The sequence below is a fragment of the Macrococcus bovicus genome (assembly GCF_030376725.1).
Taxonomy (GTDB): Bacteria; Bacillota; Bacilli; order Staphylococcales; family Staphylococcaceae; genus Macrococcus; species Macrococcus bovicus.
This window is the reverse complement of sequence record NZ_CP128470.1, coordinates 1,165,942-1,182,295: the sequence shown is the minus strand read 5'-3', so window position 1 is coordinate 1,182,295 and position 16,354 is coordinate 1,165,942. Positions and strand designations below refer to the sequence as shown.

Annotated in this window: 22 protein-coding genes; 21 read left to right on the top strand and 1 reads right to left on the bottom strand. The window is 43.8% G+C overall.

What is annotated here, in order from left to right; translation table 11 throughout:
- The first annotated feature begins 168 nt into the window (after nucleotides 1-168).
- The 11 genes from comGA (at nucleotide 169) to gcvPB (ending at nucleotide 8,184) form a co-directional block, all read left to right on the top strand.
- Complete coding sequence (gene comGA, locus QSV55_RS06430) at nucleotides 169-1,161, top strand: competence type IV pilus ATPase ComGA (protein WP_133450740.1); 993 nt, start codon at nucleotides 169-171, stop codon at nucleotides 1,159-1,161.
- Nucleotides 1,130-2,164: a competence type IV pilus assembly protein ComGB gene (comGB, locus tag QSV55_RS06425; protein WP_289649553.1), complete on the top strand. Its 1,035-nt coding sequence runs from the start codon at nucleotides 1,130-1,132 to the stop codon at nucleotides 2,162-2,164. Before comGA ends, comGB begins: the two co-directional genes overlap by 32 nt.
- 43 nt (nucleotides 2,165-2,207) lie before the next feature.
- Nucleotides 2,208-2,522, top strand: coding sequence for a competence type IV pilus major pilin ComGC (comGC, locus tag QSV55_RS06420; protein ID WP_424960674.1), 315 nt, complete (start codon nucleotides 2,208-2,210; stop codon nucleotides 2,520-2,522).
- Entirely contained in the window at nucleotides 2,509-2,934 is a 426-nt protein-coding gene (locus QSV55_RS06415; RefSeq protein ID WP_165983671.1) for a hypothetical protein, read from the top strand. Before comGC ends, QSV55_RS06415 begins: the two co-directional genes overlap by 14 nt.
- Nucleotides 2,921-3,154: a type II secretion system protein gene (locus QSV55_RS06410; protein ID WP_133450736.1), complete on the top strand. Its 234-nt coding sequence runs from the start codon at nucleotides 2,921-2,923 to the stop codon at nucleotides 3,152-3,154. The genes QSV55_RS06415 and QSV55_RS06410 overlap by 14 nt, the downstream gene beginning before the upstream one ends.
- Nucleotides 3,102-3,560: a competence type IV pilus minor pilin ComGF gene (locus tag QSV55_RS06405; protein WP_289649552.1), complete on the top strand. Its 459-nt coding sequence runs from the start codon at nucleotides 3,102-3,104 to the stop codon at nucleotides 3,558-3,560. The genes QSV55_RS06410 and QSV55_RS06405 overlap by 53 nt, the downstream gene beginning before the upstream one ends.
- A complete protein-coding gene (locus tag QSV55_RS06400; protein WP_165983670.1) occupies nucleotides 3,538-3,714 on the top strand; it encodes a hypothetical protein in 177 nt (58 codons plus the stop codon). Before QSV55_RS06405 ends, QSV55_RS06400 begins: the two co-directional genes overlap by 23 nt.
- Complete coding sequence (locus tag QSV55_RS06395; protein WP_289649551.1) at nucleotides 3,715-4,212, top strand: shikimate kinase; 498 nt, start codon at nucleotides 3,715-3,717, stop codon at nucleotides 4,210-4,212.
- A gap of 72 nt (nucleotides 4,213-4,284) precedes the next feature.
- Nucleotides 4,285-5,367, top strand: a complete 1,083-nt coding sequence (gene gcvT, locus QSV55_RS06390) for a glycine cleavage system aminomethyltransferase GcvT (RefSeq protein WP_133450733.1) — start codon at nucleotides 4,285-4,287, stop codon at nucleotides 5,365-5,367.
- Nucleotides 5,368-5,378: 11 nt separating this feature from the next.
- The gene (gene gcvPA / locus QSV55_RS06385) at nucleotides 5,379-6,722 is read left to right on the top strand and encodes an aminomethyl-transferring glycine dehydrogenase subunit GcvPA (protein WP_289649550.1); all 1,344 of its coding nucleotides are present in this window, start codon (nucleotides 5,379-5,381) and stop codon (nucleotides 6,720-6,722) included.
- Nucleotides 6,715-8,184 carry an aminomethyl-transferring glycine dehydrogenase subunit GcvPB gene (gene gcvPB, locus QSV55_RS06380; protein ID WP_289649549.1) on the top strand — a complete coding sequence of 490 codons (1,470 nt, stop codon included), beginning with the start codon at nucleotides 6,715-6,717 and terminating at the stop codon, nucleotides 8,182-8,184. The genes gcvPA and gcvPB overlap by 8 nt, the downstream gene beginning before the upstream one ends.
- A 40-nt stretch (nucleotides 8,185-8,224) precedes the next feature.
- Here the strand turns inward: gcvPB and QSV55_RS06375 are convergent, their stop codons facing one another.
- Entirely contained in the window at nucleotides 8,225-8,608 is a 384-nt protein-coding gene (locus QSV55_RS06375) for a rhodanese-like domain-containing protein (protein WP_133450730.1), read from the bottom strand.
- Nucleotides 8,609-8,702: 94 nt separating this feature from the next.
- Here QSV55_RS06375 and QSV55_RS06370 point away from each other — a divergent pair, with 94 nt between their 5' ends.
- The 10 genes from QSV55_RS06370 (at nucleotide 8,703) to QSV55_RS06325 (ending at nucleotide 16,352) form a co-directional block, all read left to right on the top strand.
- On the top strand, nucleotides 8,703-9,533 hold the full coding sequence (locus QSV55_RS06370; RefSeq protein ID WP_133450729.1) for a lipoate--protein ligase family protein: 831 nt from the start codon (nucleotides 8,703-8,705) through the stop codon (nucleotides 9,531-9,533).
- Nucleotides 9,534-9,588: 55 nt separating this feature from the next.
- Entirely contained in the window at nucleotides 9,589-10,641 is a 1,053-nt protein-coding gene (locus QSV55_RS06365; protein ID WP_289649548.1) for a M24 family metallopeptidase, read from the top strand.
- A gap of 24 nt (nucleotides 10,642-10,665) precedes the next feature.
- The gene (gene efp, locus QSV55_RS06360) at nucleotides 10,666-11,223 is read left to right on the top strand and encodes an elongation factor P (protein ID WP_133450727.1); all 558 of its coding nucleotides are present in this window, start codon (nucleotides 10,666-10,668) and stop codon (nucleotides 11,221-11,223) included.
- 109 nt (nucleotides 11,224-11,332) lie between these two features.
- The gene (accB, locus tag QSV55_RS06355; protein ID WP_289649547.1) at nucleotides 11,333-11,767 is read left to right on the top strand and encodes an acetyl-CoA carboxylase biotin carboxyl carrier protein; all 435 of its coding nucleotides are present in this window, start codon (nucleotides 11,333-11,335) and stop codon (nucleotides 11,765-11,767) included.
- A complete protein-coding gene (gene accC / locus QSV55_RS06350; RefSeq protein ID WP_133450725.1) occupies nucleotides 11,767-13,116 on the top strand; it encodes an acetyl-CoA carboxylase biotin carboxylase subunit in 1,350 nt (449 codons plus the stop codon). Before accB ends, accC begins: the two co-directional genes overlap by 1 nt.
- 97 nt (nucleotides 13,117-13,213) lie before the next feature.
- Nucleotides 13,214-13,546, top strand: a complete 333-nt coding sequence (locus tag QSV55_RS06345) for an Asp23/Gls24 family envelope stress response protein (protein ID WP_133450724.1) — start codon at nucleotides 13,214-13,216, stop codon at nucleotides 13,544-13,546.
- Between the two features lie 41 nt (nucleotides 13,547-13,587).
- Nucleotides 13,588-13,977 (top strand): transcription antitermination factor NusB, encoded by a 390-nt coding sequence (nusB, locus tag QSV55_RS06340; RefSeq protein WP_289649546.1) that lies wholly within the window; start codon nucleotides 13,588-13,590, stop codon nucleotides 13,975-13,977.
- Nucleotides 13,974-15,314, top strand: coding sequence for an exodeoxyribonuclease VII large subunit (xseA, locus tag QSV55_RS06335; protein WP_289649545.1), 1,341 nt, complete (start codon nucleotides 13,974-13,976; stop codon nucleotides 15,312-15,314). The genes nusB and xseA overlap by 4 nt, the downstream gene beginning before the upstream one ends.
- Nucleotides 15,307-15,501, top strand: a complete 195-nt coding sequence (gene xseB / locus QSV55_RS06330; RefSeq protein ID WP_133450721.1) for an exodeoxyribonuclease VII small subunit — start codon at nucleotides 15,307-15,309, stop codon at nucleotides 15,499-15,501. Before xseA ends, xseB begins: the two co-directional genes overlap by 8 nt.
- Nucleotides 15,498-16,352 (top strand): polyprenyl synthetase family protein, encoded by an 855-nt coding sequence (locus QSV55_RS06325; protein ID WP_289649544.1) that lies wholly within the window; start codon nucleotides 15,498-15,500, stop codon nucleotides 16,350-16,352. The genes xseB and QSV55_RS06325 overlap by 4 nt, the downstream gene beginning before the upstream one ends.
- Nucleotides 16,353-16,354 lie beyond the last annotated feature (2 nt).

The following is a 16,354-nucleotide window of genomic DNA, read 5'->3' as shown; positions in this document are numbered from 1 at the left end:
GTCACTTATTATTATAAAGATTGTCACTTTAGATGTAAACCTAATTTTCACTTCAAAATATAGGTAAATAAGACGTTAATCAAGGGTGAAAAAATTTATTCAGCCTATATTTTATTCATTAAGAAAAGAATGGGGCAACTCATTCGATTATTAAGTAAGGAGGGATTTATGAAGGAAAAAGTAGACGAAATTATTTCAGCAGGTATCAAAAGTCAAGCATCAGATATTCACTTTGTCCCATCTGCAGAACGCGTGTTTTTAAAGATGCGGATTGAAGGCGTGATGGAAAGCATTTCAACGCTAGATCTCGCGACATACGAAAAGATATTGGCATACTTGAAGTTTGTCTCTCAGCTGAATGTCAGTGAGAGAAAGTCATCTCAGAGCGGTATGCTGCAGGTGACGCATGAAGATACACTTTATCATATCCGGATATCGACGCTACCCCAGTCGGTAGGGAGTGAAGCAACTGTACTTCGACTGTTGAAGGCAGAGTTCTCCGCAAGACCTATGCTGGATAATGAACTGCTGTTTCAGATGATGAAGCTTTCGCATGGACTTATACTGATCACAGGTCCGACTGGGAGCGGCAAGAGCACTTTAATGTATCATCTTCTTGCCTATGCACGTGATAAACTGCAGAAACAAATCATCACGATTGAAGATCCGGTTGAACAGACACTGCATGAGACTATACAGGTCAATGTCAATGAAAAAGCGGGTATTACTTATCGCAGCTCATTTAAAGCCATACTCCGCTGTGATCCTGATATTATCATGATTGGTGAAATCAGAGATGAGGAAACTGCAAAACAGGTCATCAATGCGGCGCTGAGCGGTCACCTGGTGCTGTCAACACTGCATGCCAATAATTGTACAGGTGCTGTTGAGCGTCTGCTTGAAATGGGTAACAACCCATCAGAAATCAAGCAGGCAGTCCAGCTTATCACAAATCAACGGCTGATCAAAATGCACAGCGGCAGGGAACTCCTGCTGGAAATGCTCAACCAGCAGCAGGTGGAAGATTACCTGTCGGAAAAAGCTGTGACTCATTTCAGTCCTATCGCTGAACAGCTGGAAACACTCTATCATTCACAGCAGATCACTTTAGCAGAACTGGAGAAGCATCGTGTGGTCCACAAATCGCTTAAAACAGTATGAGGATGATTTTTTGCTGCGCACAGCTGAATTACTGGACAATGGGTTCACTTTATATGCGGCAGTGCAGTTTTTATTCAGTCAGTACGATGGTATCAAGCAGGAAGTTAAAGAAGAGAGCCTGCTGCTTCTGGAGGACGGCCGGCCGCTCAGTGATGTCCTTTCTGCTCTGAACTATAAGAACCATATCACGCTGCAGGTTTATTTTGCGGAGCAGTATGGTAACATCAACCAATCGCTTCTGGAATGTTATCAGTATAATCAGTCTCAGAAGACAAGCAGGCAGCAGTTTTTAAAGACTATTCAGTATCCCCTGATACTCATCTCCATTTTCTTTGGTCTTATCATGGTCGTCAATCAGACTGTGCTGCCGCAGTTCAAGAATATGTACGATTCAATGGGTATCGCTATTTCTCCGGAACTCTTGTTTATGACCACCATCCTATTTTTATTGCCTAAATTACTGATTGTTCTGTTAGCATTCTCTTTCTTATTACTGGCAGGCTACTTCGTTGTCTTCAAGAAAGCAGAGATTGCACGAAAATTATGGCTCTTAAAAAGAGTCCCTGTCATTAATAGTCTGCATCGAAAATTACTGACATACCGGGTCAGTAGCGAACTTGCTTTCTTCTTATCGAATGGAATCGCCATGTTGAAGATTATAGAGATTTTTAAAGGACAGGATAAAGACTTGCTTCTGAAATATATCGGTGAAGAGATTGATGACTCATTATTAAGCGGCTACTCACTGCCTGATGCAGTCAGTCGACTCAACTTGCTTGAACCGTCCCTTATTCACTTCATCCAGCATGGTGAGCAGAATTCCAAACTGGAGATTGAGCTCAAATACTATGCAGGCTATATCTTTAAAAAATTTGAAAGTCAGATTATGCAATATATCAAGTGGATACAGCCTGTTGTCTTTCTCTTACTCGCCCTTCTTATCGTCACCTTGTACTTGGTCATCATTTTACCGATGCTGCAAATGATGAGCGGCATCCAATAACAGGAGGAAGAAAATGAAAAGTGTAGCACTGAAAGTTAAGGAAATGATCAAACGGAGTTTTCGTACGGATGAAGGTTTCACACTTATAGAGATGCTGTTAGTTCTATTAGTCATTTCAGTTCTCATCATCGTCATTATCCCGAACATCGCTAAACAATCTGATAATGTCCAGTCCACTGGCTGTACAGCTCAGGTTAAAATGGTGCAAGGACAGATGGAAGCGTATAAACTGCAGACCGGAAAAACACCTACGAGCGTTCAGGATCTGGTGCCTGATTTCCTGAAGGAAAACCAGACGCAATGTAAGAATGGCAAGGCGATTAACATTGTAAACGGTGAAGCGGTTGCATCCTCGTAATCAGGCATTCAGTTATATTGAGATGTTGCTCGTCATGTTAATCATGCTCATCATGATTCACATGATGAGCTATCATCTGTTTGATGCAAAAAAAGCAGATATAGATGAAGTAAATCAGGAGCTTTTGGCAGTTATCAATTACTATCAGACATTAGCCGTCTCAACCGGCCAGTCGATTACCCTGACTTTCCTGCCGGGGCAGAAGGATATCCTGATTAAATCAACCCAACTGGGTATCAATACACGTTACCGTATTCGTAATGGCTACATTTATAGCGGCAATAGCTCGACTGTCACTTTTAAGGGAGAACTGGCTAATAAAGGAGCCACCATTACTTATTTTGTCAATAATCAGAGATTTCAGCTGATCATTCAGCTCGTGAGGGGAAGAGTTCGTATTGAAAGCCAGTAAAGGATTCCTGCTGATAGATGCGCTGCTCAGTCTTGCTGTCGTCTCACTGATTTGCTTGATGCTGCTCCCTATGCTGCAGACTATGAGTCAGCATTATCAAGCGTCCTATACAGAGCTGCAGATATACCGGCAAGTATACATTGAAGTCAGAAGAGGGGAAGGTGTTTATGAGCGTAATAACGAGATCTGTACCCAATATCACTGTATCAACAAACGATGAAGGCTTCACACTGCTTGAAATGCTTCTTAATTTAGCCATCGCTATCATGCTGATGAGCCTGTTCCCTCTTATTATCACCAATATCAGTGTTTTCAAGGCAACTGCCCAAGATAATTTTGATATCAATCTCGAACTTTGTCTGCGGGACTTAATTGCTGACACAAAAGATATGCGTCTTGAAGTGGTCAATAAAGAATTGATTGCCCATGAAAAAGGCACAAATAGAACATATAGCTACGCTGTAGATGGATCACGAATCATTCGGAAAGCTGACCAATCAGGTTATGTCATTTTGATGGAACGCATCAAGTCAGCTCGCTTTTATCAGCAGGATAGTTCTATCTACCTGGAGATGACTTATCAGGACAGATGGAGAGTGAACCATGAAATCTTTCAAATCCAATGACGGCCTGATGTTTCCGTTCGCACTTCTTCTGCTCGCTGTCGTTTTATTTTATGTAGGTTCCTATAGCGTCAGGTATACGGTAAAATTAAATACACTGGATAACCTGAAAGATTATTATTATCAGGAAATCATATCAGAAATCAGGAGTGAATAAATGACGATTGTATTAGTAGGTTTCATGGGAGCAGGTAAAACGACGATAGGCAGAAGGCTTGCTCAAGTTTTAGGCAGGCCCTTTATCGATCTTGACAGTTATATCGTTGAAAAAAATGGCCGGACCATCACTGAGATATTTGAATCAGAAGGCGAAGAGAAGTTCAGACAGCTTGAATCCCATGCATTAAAAGCATGTCTGAGTCAGGATATCGTACTGGCGACGGGGGGCGGAATCGTCGAAGTGCGTGACAATATACATATGCTGAAGGAAAATCAGTTGAATATCTGGCTGGACACAGATATTGATGAATTGTATTCAAGGATAAAGGGAGATGAAAGCCGGCCGAATGCCAGCGGACAGACATTTTTACAAATTAAAGAGGTGTACAACAGCAGAGTTTCACGATATAATGAAATCGCATTCATGCAAGTAGATTCTAGTCAAAGTGTCGATGATTGTGTGAGAGAAATAATGAAAATACTTACCTCATTATAGCCGCTTTACTACAATTTAATTGTATGTCTTATTATTGATAATAAGATCATTTCATTTAGTGGAGGAGAAACAATGACAGAACTTAAGAAAACCCCTTTGTATGACAAATATATTGAAGATGGTGCTAAAGTAATTGATTTTTCTGGCTGGGCACTACCTGTTCAATTCTCCAGTATTAAAGAAGAACACATAGCTGTTCGTGAAAATGTCGGCATGTTTGATGTCAGCCATATGGGTGAGATTATTGTAGAAGGTGAAAAAGCATTAGATTACCTGCAATATGTACTCACAAACGACATTTCAAAAGTGACTCAGTCTCAAGCTATTTATGCAATGATGACAAATGAACAAGGTGGCGTCGTTGACGATCTTGTTGTTTATCAATTAGAAGATAATAAATATTTATTAGTAGTGAATGCAGGTAACACAGACATAGACTATAAATGGTTAACAGACCACAAAATTGACGGCGTAGAAGTTAAAAACGTCTCCAGTGAATATGGACAAATCGCTGTACAAGGTCCTAAAGCTAAAGAATTAATGGAAAAATTGGTTGCTGTAGACATCAGTGAACTTAAAATGTTTGGTTTTATCCAGGACGTTGAGTTATTCGGTAAAACAATCATTCTTTCACAATCTGGCTATACGGGTGAGCATGGTTATGAAATCTATTGTTATGCACAAGACACAGTAGATATCTGGAATGGATTGCTTGAAGCGGGAGTAGTGCCTTGCGGTTTAGGCGCTCGTGACACATTACGCCTGGAAGCTGCGCTGCCGTTACACGGCCAGGATATCACGCCAGACATTTCTCCGATTGAAGCAAAAATGGGCTTCAGTGTTAAGTTGCAAAAAGGAGACTTCATCGGCCGCGACATCATCGCTAAACAAAAAGAAGAGGGTCCAGCACGTCGTTCTGCAGGTCTTGAATTATTAGAGCGTGGTATTGCACGTACAGACTATGAAGTCTTCAACAAAAATGATGAGAAAATCGGCTATGTGACGAGCGGTACACAATCACCTTCATCTGGCCGTTCAATTGCACTCGCGTTAATCGATATCAAGGAAACTGAAATCGGTAACGAAGTTTATGTGCAAGTCAGAAAAAATAGAGTACCTGCTAAAGTCGTTAAAACACCATTCCATAAAAACTAAGGAGAGAGATTATGAGCCATCGTTATATTCCATTAACTGAAACTGATAAGCAGGAAATGCTAGAGACAATTGGCATTCAGTCGATTGACGAGTTGTTTGCTGATATTCCTGAAAAAGTTCGCTTTGATCGTCCGCTTGCTATTAAAGAGAGAAAATCGGAGACTGCTCTATTAAGAGAATTGTCGGCCCTTGCCAACAAAAATATGACGAGTGAAACGCATGCTTCATTCTTAGGGGCAGGTGTTTATGATCACTACATGCCAATCGTGGTTGACCATGTCATTTCTCGTTCAGAATTTTACACAGCTTACACACCTTATCAGCCGGAGATTTCTCAAGGTGAACTACAAGCGATCTTTGAATTCCAGACAATGATCTCTGAACTGACTGGCATGGACGTAGCAAACTCTTCCATGTATGATGGTGGAACTTCTTTTGCTGAAGCGGCAATGCTTGCTTGCGGTCATACGCGTAAAAAGAAAATCGTTGTATCTAAAGCGGTAAATGATGAGTCACGCGCTGTTCTTCAGACCTATGCGAAAGGTCAGAATTTAGAAGTCGTTGAAATCGATGTTAAAGATACTGTGACTGATCTAGATGCACTTAAAGCTGCAATCGATGCTGATACAGCATGTGTGATGGTTCAGTATCCGAACTTCTTCGGCAGTATTGAAGACTTAGAAGCAATCAAGTCATTTACTGAAGGCACTAAAGCATTATTTGTAGTATCAAGTAATCCTTTGGCACTTGGTATATTAACGCCTCCAGGTGAATTTGGTGCTGATATCGTTGTCGGTGATGCACAGGTGTTCGGTATCCCTGCTCAGTTAGGTGGACCACACTGTGGTTACTTTGCTGCAACAAAAGCGTTAACACGTAAAATGCCGGGCCGTTTAGTCGGTCAGACACACGACGACGAAGGTCAACGTGGTTTCGTTTTAACTCTGCAAGCACGTGAGCAGCATATCCGTCGTGATAAAGCGACTTCAAATATCTGTTCTAACCAGGCACTGAATGCCCTGGCAGCTTCTGTAGCAATGAGTGCATTAGGTAAAAATGGTGTCGTTGAAATGGCTGAGCAGAACCTGTATAAAGCGAACTATATGAAAGACAGAATGATTGAAGCTGGATTTAATGTCTTACCGGGTACTTCATTCAATGAGTTCGTAGTTAAATTCAACAAGCCGGTTCCTGAAATCAATGAGCAGCTCCTTGAAGAAGGATTTATCGGTGGTTATGACTTAGGTCGTATCGATGATAAATACGAAGGACACATGCTGATCGCTGTTACAGAGCTTCGTACAAAAGAAGAAATCGATACATTCATTGAGAAAGTAGGTGCCTATAATGCTTAAAGGAGCAACTCCATTAATTTTCGAACGTTCTAAAGAAAATCGTTTCGCTTATTCATTACCCCCTCTTGAAGTAGAAGGCAAAAAAGTTGAGGATATTCTGGATAGCAAGTTTATCCGTAAGGAAAAAGCGATGTTACCTGAAATTGCTGAACTTGACTTAATGCGTCACTACACAGAGCTTTCCAACAAAAACCACGGGGTTGATACAGGTTTCTATCCACTTGGTTCTTGTACAATGAAATACAACCCAAAAATCAATGAACGTGTGGCCCGTATGGCTGGTTTTGCGCAGGCACATCCTTTACAGGACGAAAAAACGATTCAAGGTTCTCTTGAAGTGATCTATGACTTACAGGAACATTTAAAAGAAATCACCGGGATGGATGAAGTGACACTGCAACCCGCTGCGGGTGCCCACGGTGAGTGGACCGCCCTTATGATGATCAGAGCTTACCACGAAGCAAATGGTGATCACGAGCGGACAAAAGTCATCGTCCCTGACTCTGCTCACGGTACAAATCCGGCGTCAGCAACAGTTGCAGGTTTCGAAACAGTGACTGTTAAATCAAATGAGCAGGGCTTAGTGGATATTGAAGACTTAAAACGCGTTGTAGGGCCTGATACAGCAGCTATCATGCTGACAAACCCGAACACATTAGGTCTTTTTGAGGAAGATATTCTGGAAATCCGCGAAATCGTGCATGCGGCCGGCGGTAAATTATACTATGATGGCGCGAACTTAAATGCCATCATGAGTAAAGTGCGTCCTGGCGATATGGGCTTTGATGCTGTACATTTAAACTTACACAAAACATTCACGGGTCCACACGGTGGCGGCGGCCCTGGTTCGGGTCCTGTTGGTGTAAAGGCAGATCTTATTCCATTCCTGCCGAAACCACATATCGTCAAAGAAAATGATACCTTTAAATTTGACTATGACCGTCCGCAATCAATCGGTCGTGTTAAACCCTTCTACGGTAACTTCGGTATCTATTTACGTGCCTACACTTATATCCGTACAATGGGCCCGGATGGCTTGAAAGAAGTATCAGAGACTGCTGTACTGAATGCAAACTACATGATGCGTCGTCTTCAACCTTATTTCGAACTGCCGTATGACAGACATTGTAAACATGAATTTGTCATCAGCGGTGTCAGACAGAAGAAACTGGGCGTACGTACATTAGATATGGCGAAGAGACTGCTTGACTTTAACTTCCATCCGCCTACAATCTACTTCCCGCTGAACGTTGAGGAATGTATGATGATTGAACCGACTGAAACAGAATCTAAAGAGACATTGGATAAATTCTGCGATACAATGATTCAGATCGCTAAAGAAGCAGAAGAGAATCCGGATATCGTTTTAGAGGCGCCGCATCATACAGTGATCGGCCGCTTAGATGAAACGACAGCTGCCCGTAAGCCGGTTCTACGTTATGAAGGAACAATCGAGAAATAACAAAAAAACTTCAATCCCTGAAACAGGGATTGAAGTTTTTTTAGTTCTTCGATTTAATGCGGCCCTTCCATTCCTTGTAGCCGCCTTTCAGCATGAAAAGATGCTCATAGCCGTTCTTTTTCAGCATGCGGGCTGCACGGTAACTTGAGACACCGTTTTTATCGATGAAATAAATGGGTTGATCTTTACGCAGTCCGAGCATACGTGTCCGGAAAATGCTCATTGGAATATTTCTAGCACCTACAATGTGACCATATTCATAATCCGCTTTTTCACGCAAATCAATCACTTGCGCACGGCGAAGACCTGCCTGAAAGTCATCTTGACTTAGCTCTGTAACAGATTTACGATTGATATTGTAACTGATTGCGATATAAATGATAAGTGCAAGAAGGATGATTCCAAGAATAATCCATACTGTCATTCTGTTTCCTCCTCTAAATAGCATAATATCATTATAAAGATTAATAAGACGTATTTCAAAGTTAATTTACTCTATTTATATTAAGGATGGTTATATGACTGAAAAGTGGTTGTTTATTAATACAAAAAAGCAGAATCCCTATTTCAATATGGCTTTAGATGAAGCACTCCTGAACTGGGTATCAGAAGGGAAAATGCAGCCTGTGATCCGCTTCTATGGCTGGAATCCGAAAACCTTGTCAATCGGTTACTTCCAGAAGCTGCAGAAAGAAATCGATATTCAAAAAGTGAAGGAAAATGGTATAGGACTGGTCAGAAGAACGACTGGTGGACGCGGCGTTCTCCATGATAAAGAGCTGACTTATTCGGTCGTGGTGCCGGAATCTCATCCTGATATGCCGCAGACGGTGACAGAAGCCTATCGTGTCATTTCAGGCGGCTTACTGGAAGGATTCAGAGCGCTGGGTTTTGACGCTGAATTTGCCATCCCGAGAACAGCAGAGCAGCGTGCCAAGCTGAAGGATCCGAGAAGTTCCGTCTGTTTTGACGCACCGAGCTGGTATGAGCTGGTCGTCGAAGGCAGAAAGGTCGCAGGAAGCGCCCAGACGAGACAAAAAGGTGTCATCCTGCAGCACGGTTCTATCTTACAGGACATTGATGTCGATGAACTATTCGATCTCTTTATCTATCAGAATCCGAGAATGCGTGAAAAAATGCAGAATGCCTTCAGTGATAAAGCGGTTGCCATTAACGATTTATCTGACCGACATGTGACAATAGAGGAGATGGAAGAGGCCTTTCATAATGGCTTTGAGAAAGCCCTTGACATTGAACTTGTGCCCTATGACCTTAGCAATGAGCAGTTAGAAGAAGTCTACCGCATCGCTGATAAATATATGAGTGATGAATGGACCTATCGACGCTAGTCTTCAATATGGTATCATATAACGAGACAGAATTTTCAGACATGGGGGGATTAATATGAAGTTTGACAAATTACAGCAGCTGCTGGCAGACAGAAATTTAGAAGCGATCATCGTTCTTTCACCGTACAATAGACGCTACCTGTCCTTATTCACAGGCTCAAGCGGTGCACTCGTCATCACTAAAGAAGAGAATATTTTAATTACCGATTTCCGTTATACCAGCCAGGCAGCTGAACAGGCGACTGATTTCACTGTCATCAAGCAGGCAGGCGGGTTACTCGACAGTGTTAAGGCCGTTCTGCAGGAAAGAAATATCAGGACTGCGGGCTTCGAAGGAGATCTTATCACCTTCCAGCAGTATCAGGCGCTAGGGCAGAATCTGGAACTTGTAGATATCGCAGGGGAAATTGAAAAGATCCGCATGATCAAAGAACCTTTTGAAATTGAGATCATTCAGCAGGCGGCAGACATCGCGGATCAGGCATATGAGCACATTCAGACCTTTATTAAGGCCGGTAAGACAGAGCTTGAGGTCAGCAATGAACTTGAAATGTTCATGCGTCAGCTAGGTGCAAGTGGTTCTTCCTTCGATACGATTGTAGCGTCAGGTGTCAGAGGTGCACTGCCGCACGGTGTGGCGTCCGGCAAGGTGATTGAACAAGGTGATATGATCACACTGGATTATGGTGCCATATATAATGGCTATATTTCCGACATCACACGCACGCTTGCCGTCGGTGAACCTCTGCCTGAGATGCGGAAAATCTATGACATCGTACTGGATGCCCAGGTGACAGCGCTCAAGACGATTAAACCAGGAATGACGGGGCGTGAAGCCGATCAGATCGCACGAGACATTATCGCCGGTGCAGGTTATGGTGAAGCATTCGGTCATTCACTGGGGCACGGCATAGGGCTTGAAGTCCATGAAGGACCTGGTCTCTCTGTGGCTTCCGATGTACAGCTCGTACCTGATATGTGTGTCACACTGGAGCCCGGCATCTATGTTGAGAATTTAGGCGGCGTTCGGATCGAAGATGATGTTTTAGTGACTGAAAGTGGTCTAAAGCGCTTTACACATGCTTCAAAAGACCTTATTATTTTATAGAAAGCAAATTTAGGAGGATGACTCATGATTTCAGTCAATGATTTTAAAACAGGTTTAACAGTCGAAGTAGATAACGGTATCTGGCGTGTACTTGAGTTCCAGCACGTAAAACCAGGTAAAGGTGCGGCCTTCGTTCGTTCTAAACTGAGAAATTTACGTACTGGTGCGATCCAGGAGAAGACATTCCGTGCAGGTGAAAAAGTCGGTAAAGCACAGATCGATAACCGTAGAATGCAGTATCTTTATGCAAGCGGGGATTCTCATGTCTTCATGGATACAGAAACATATGACCAGACAGAACTGCCTGAAGCAAACCTGTCACATGAACTGAAGTTCCTTAAAGAGAACATGGAAGTTCATATCCAAAGCTATCAGGGGGAAACGCTCGGTGTTGAACTCCCTAACACAGTGACACTTGAAGTGACTGAAACAGAACCAGGCATTAAAGGTGACACAGCGCAAGGTGCGACTAAAGCGGCGACAGTTGAGACGGGCTATACACTTAACGTGCCGTTATTCGTCAACCAAGGCGACTTATTAGTGATCAACACGACTGATGGTTCTTACGTCTCTCGTGGATAATGATTCAGACCTCTCATCATGAGAGGTTTTTTATTTTCTCTTGAATTGGTCTGACCACTGAAGTAAAATGGGGATTAGCACATGAATTTGATTGTCAAAGGAGAACATTATGAATCTTGAACAAATTAAAGAACTGATAAAAGTACTGGAAGACTCTACACTTACATCAATTGAAATAGAAGATAATGAGCAGAAAGTAAAGCTCTTTAAGGAAACGAGAGTCAGCGAGGTTTATGCACCGGTTCCACCGGCTGTTCAGGAGATTGCTGTAGAAGCGCCGCAAGCTGAGACAAAGCCGGCAGTAGAAGCGACTCAAACAATCAATGCCCCGATGGTCGGCACCTTCTATCAGTCACCGTCACCTGACAAGGGACCTTATGTCCAGATAGGGGATCATGTCACCGCAGATTCTGTTGTCTGCATTCTTGAAGCCATGAAATTATTCAATGAGATTCAGGCTGAAGTGGCCGGAGAGATTGTGGAAGTACTGGTTGAAGACGGCCAGATGGTGGAATATGGACAGCCGCTCTTCAAGGTGAAATAATGAGAAAAGTACTAATTGCCAACAGAGGAGAAATCGCAGTCAGAATTATCCGCGCTTTAAAGGAACTGGGCATTCAATCTGTCGCCATCTATTCAGAGGCGGACCGCGAGGCCTTGCATGCTCAGCTGGCGGATGAAGCCTATTGTGTCGGACCGAAGTATTCCAAGGATTCTTATCTGAACATCCCGAACATATTATCCATCGCCAGTTCGACGGGTTGTGACGGCATTCACCCAGGTTATGGCTTCCTGGCGGAGAATGCTGATTTTGCAGAGATGTGCGAGGCATGTAATATCAAGTTCATCGGGCCCGGACATGCAGCTATCAACAAAATGGGGATTAAAGATATCGCCAAAAAAGAGATGATTAAAGCGAATGTCCCGGTGGTGCCTGGCAGTGACGGGCTGGTTGACACCGTAGAGGAAGCGAAGTCAGAAGCAGAGCGTATCGGTTATCCTGTCATCATCAAGGCCACTGCGGGCGGCGGCGGCAAAGGGATTCGGGTGGCGCGTAACGAGGAGGAGCTTGAGACGGGCTTTCGCATGACAGAACAGGAAGCGGAAGTTTCGTTCGGGAACAAGGGCCTTTACATAGAGAAGTTCATTGAGAATTTCAGACATATTGAAATTCAGGTGCTGGCCGACAGCTTCGGCCACACCATTCATCTGGGTGAACGTGACTGTACCATTCAGCGCCGGATGCAGAAACTGGTTGAAGAATCACCTAGCCCAGCCATCACAAGTGAAACAAGAGCTGAGATGGGAGCTGCGGCAGTCAGAGCGGCACAGGTCGTGGGCTATGAAAGTGCAGGGACTATCGAGTTCATCTATGATCTCGACAGTCAGCAGTTCTACTTCATGGAAATGAACACACGTATCCAGGTCGAACATCCTGTCACAGAGATGGTGACAAGCTGTGATTTAGTGAAATGGCAGATCAGAATTGCCGCCGGTGAGCCGCTGACGCTCAAGCAGGAGGATGTCCAGTTCACGGGTCATGCCATTGAGCTTAGAATCAATGCGGAGAATCCGGTGAAGAACTTTATGCCATCTGCAGGCGAAATCACACAGTACTTAGTACCGGGCGGATACGGCGTGCGCGTGGATTCTGCTTGTTATAACGGCTATACGATACCGCCTTACTACGATTCCATGGTCGCAAAACTCATCGTTCACCAGCCGACGCGTGAAGAAGCGATTCAATGTGCACTGCGGGCACTGGATGAATACATCATTATGGGCATTCATACGACGATTCCCTTCCACCAGGCGCTGCTCAAGCATCCTGTGTTCAGAAGTGCTGAATACAGCACTGACTTCCTGAATGAACATAAACTGAATATCGAATAAAGAAAGAAGCCCGAGGGCTTCTTTCTTTGCTTTTTCAGTTAAAATCACGGCAGAATAATGGTATGATAAACATATTATATGATAGGAGGCATAAGCTATGGCTAAACAGAATCTAGGAACAGTTGAAATCGCGCCTAATGTCATTGAAGTCATTACAGAAATTGCGATCAGTGAAGTTAAAGGTGTCTCACTTGCACAGAAATATAAATCATTGGATAAGCTCGGTGTCAAAAATGCCAAAGGCGTCAATGTGGAAGTCAAAGAAAGCGATATTTATATCGATGCCTACTGTATCTTTGACTACGGCACTAAAATTTCTGCGACTGCCAAACAGGTTCAGCAGAATATCAAGAACGCGCTGACCAATATGACAGCGTTAACCCCTAAAGAGATCAATATTCATATCATCAATATAAAATTTAATGACTAGGAGGATGCTTGCATCCTCTGAATTTTTGAAGGAGATTAATCATGAGTCGTAAAGAATCGAGAGAACATGCACTAAAGGTATTATTTCAGATGGAGACTAAAGAGCCGATAGATGTGTCTGACGCCAAACGTTTTATACTGGAAGCGAACGAGCAGGATCCATTTATGGATGAGCTGATTGAAGGTGTGAAAAAGAATCAGGATGCAATCGATGAAGCGATTAAGCCGCATCTTAAGCAGTGGACGTTAGAACGTTTGACAAAAATTGACCGCGTTCTGCTGCGTCTCGCTGTCTATGAGCTGGTTTATACAGATGTGCCGGATAAGGTGGCGGTCAATGAAGCAGTTAACTTATCCAAGGAATATGGGGATGATGACAGCTATAAATTTATCAACGGTGTTCTGAGTGAAGTCATCAAACAGAAACAATGACCCAGTATCTATCTATAGGTGCGCTGACGCAGTACATCAAAGCCAAGTTTGACCGTGACCCTTATCTGGAGAAGGTCTACATTAAAGGTGAGCTGTCCAATGTCAAGCTACATTCAAGCGGCCATCTGTATTTTGCCTTGAAAGATGGCAATGCAGTGATGAATGGTATGATGTTTAAGCGTGACGCGACCCGTCTGAATTTTACGCCTAAAGAAGGAGACGGGGTTCTGATCACAGGACGTGTCTCAGTATATGAAGACAGGGGCAGCTATCAGCTCTATGCGGACAGTATGTCACTGGACGGGGTCGGTCAGCTCTATGAGAAACTGGAAGCGCTGAAACAAGAATTTAAGCAGAAAGGATATTTTGCGGCAGAACACAAAAAGAAGCTCCCCAAATATCCTTCTGCTATTGCGGTGCTGACTGCATCGACAGGTGCAGCCATACGAGATATCGAGACAACACTTAACAGACGTTATCCCCTTGCAAAAGTGCACTATATTTCAACGCTTGTTCAGGGCAATGGTGCTGCAAGTGATATCGTCAGAAATATTAGATATGCGGACGAACTCGGTGTGGATGTCATGATAGTCGGACGTGGCGGCGGTTCGATAGAAGATCTATGGGCATTCAACGAAAGGGAAGTCGTTGAAGCGATTTTTCAGGCGGAAACACCGATAATATCAGCGGTCGGCCATGAAACAGATACGACGCTCAGTGACTATGTTGCGGATATGCGTGCGCCGACACCGACAGGAGCTGCTGTCATGGCGACACCTGATCAGGTAGAATTGATGCAGCAGCTCAAGGCATCTGAGTTATTCCTGAATCAGCGCCTCGTCCAGCACATTCGTTACCAAAAAGAAAAACTGTCCCGTTATCAGCAGCATCCTTTTTTCAGAAACCCGCTGATGATGATAGAGCAGAAACAGCAGCGGATAGATGAGACGGAGCAAAGGCTTCAGTATCTGCTGAAGCAGCGCTTTAGTACTCACAGAGAGCGATACATACGTCTTGAGGTCAGGCTGACACCCGAGCGGCTGAGTCATAAGCTGCAGTTGTTCCGGTCAGACGAGAAAGAAATGAGTCTGCAGATGAAGCAGCTGCTGGACCGGAAAATGAATAAGGCAGCACATCAGCTGGATTTACAATCCCGTTTACTTAACAGTCTTAATCCGACCGGCATACTAGAACGCGGTTATAGTATCGTCCGTAACAAGAAGGGGATCGTCAGCCACATCGATGCGCTTTCAACGAACGAAGATATCTCTATTCAGCTGTCAGATGGTACAGCTGAGGCAACCGTGAATTCAGTAAAGGAGAATACGCATGGCTAAAAATTTTGAAACGATGATGACGGAACTTGAGACCATCGTCAACAAACTGGACAACGATCAAGTCTCGCTTGAAGAATCAATTGAACTGTATGAAAAAGGTGTGGCATTATCAAAAGCCTGTCAGGAACAGCTGGTACAGGCGGAGAAGAAAATCAATCAGTTAAGTACCTCAGAGGCAGCAGAATGACAGCTAGAGAAAGGGTAGAACAGTATCTGTCAGATTTATATGACCAGCCAGTCAGCCCGCTTTTAGATGAGGCGATGACTTATTCACTGCTTGCTGGCGGCAAACGTATCCGTCCGGTCCTGCTCTTTTCGACACTTGACCTCTTCAATGTCTCGACGGACAAAGGACTGAAAACAGCAGCGGCCATTGAGATGATTCATACATATTCTCTTATTCATGATGACTTGCCGGCGATGGATGATGATGATTACAGAAGAGGCAAGCTGACGAATCATAAAGTGTTCGGCGAAGCGGTTGCCATTCTAGCGGGCGATGGACTGCTGACAGATAGTTTCAATCAGATCAGTCAGGATGACCATCTGACAGCTGAGCAGCGCATCAGACTGATCGCCGTGATCTCCGGTGCGGCAGGCAGCAGAGGAATGGTCGGCGGCCAGATGCTCGATATGACTTCAGAAGATAAACAATTGACATTAGATGAACTGAGAACCGTTCATCGTCATAAGACAGGCGATCTTATCCGTGCCTGCTTTGAATGTGCAGGGATTATCGCTGACCAGCCCGATGCTGTTATCCGGCAACTGGTTAAGATAGGAGAGAACTTCGGTCTGATCTTTCAGATTAAAGATGATATTCTGGACGTTGAAGGCAGCTTTGAGAAGATGGGCAAATCTGCGGGCAGCGATGTCTCAAAAGATAAATCCACCTATGTCTCATTACTAGGTTTGACAGGGGCAAAAGAAGCCATGCAGGAGATGGTCGCTGAAACAGAAGAGATGATTCATGAGTTGTCTGGTGGGGATGCATCACTTCTTGAGCTGCTGTCCTATATCACATCACGTGAAAATTAAAA

Coding starts and splice junctions, on each gene's coding strand:
- QSV55_RS06365 (WP_289649548.1), top strand. CDS start 9,589: ATGAAGTTTGACAAATTACAGCAGCTGCTGGCAGACAGAAATTTAGAA.
- QSV55_RS06395 (WP_289649551.1), top strand. CDS start 3,715: ATGACGATTGTATTAGTAGGTTTCATGGGAGCAGGTAAAACGACGATA.
- gcvPB (WP_289649549.1), top strand. CDS start 6,715: ATGCTTAAAGGAGCAACTCCATTAATTTTCGAACGTTCTAAAGAAAAT.
- gcvPA (WP_289649550.1), top strand. CDS start 5,379: ATGAGCCATCGTTATATTCCATTAACTGAAACTGATAAGCAGGAAATG.
- comGC (WP_424960674.1), top strand. CDS start 2,208: ATGATCAAACGGAGTTTTCGTACGGATGAAGGTTTCACACTTATAGAG.
- QSV55_RS06400 (WP_165983670.1), top strand. CDS start 3,538: ATGAAATCTTTCAAATCCAATGACGGCCTGATGTTTCCGTTCGCACTT.
- QSV55_RS06405 (WP_289649552.1), top strand. CDS start 3,102: ATGAGCGTAATAACGAGATCTGTACCCAATATCACTGTATCAACAAAC.
- accC (WP_133450725.1), top strand. CDS start 11,767: ATGAGAAAAGTACTAATTGCCAACAGAGGAGAAATCGCAGTCAGAATT.
- efp (WP_133450727.1), top strand. CDS start 10,666: ATGATTTCAGTCAATGATTTTAAAACAGGTTTAACAGTCGAAGTAGAT.
- accB (WP_289649547.1), top strand. CDS start 11,333: ATGAATCTTGAACAAATTAAAGAACTGATAAAAGTACTGGAAGACTCT.
- comGA (WP_133450740.1), top strand. CDS start 169: ATGAAGGAAAAAGTAGACGAAATTATTTCAGCAGGTATCAAAAGTCAA.
- QSV55_RS06325 (WP_289649544.1), top strand. CDS start 15,498: ATGACAGCTAGAGAAAGGGTAGAACAGTATCTGTCAGATTTATATGAC.
- xseB (WP_133450721.1), top strand. CDS start 15,307: ATGGCTAAAAATTTTGAAACGATGATGACGGAACTTGAGACCATCGTC.
- nusB (WP_289649546.1), top strand. CDS start 13,588: ATGAGTCGTAAAGAATCGAGAGAACATGCACTAAAGGTATTATTTCAG.
- QSV55_RS06345 (WP_133450724.1), top strand. CDS start 13,214: ATGGCTAAACAGAATCTAGGAACAGTTGAAATCGCGCCTAATGTCATT.
- gcvT (WP_133450733.1), top strand. CDS start 4,285: ATGACAGAACTTAAGAAAACCCCTTTGTATGACAAATATATTGAAGAT.
- QSV55_RS06375 (WP_133450730.1), bottom strand. CDS start 8,608: ATGACAGTATGGATTATTCTTGGAATCATCCTTCTTGCACTTATCATT.
- xseA (WP_289649545.1), top strand. CDS start 13,974: ATGACCCAGTATCTATCTATAGGTGCGCTGACGCAGTACATCAAAGCC.
- QSV55_RS06370 (WP_133450729.1), top strand. CDS start 8,703: ATGACTGAAAAGTGGTTGTTTATTAATACAAAAAAGCAGAATCCCTAT.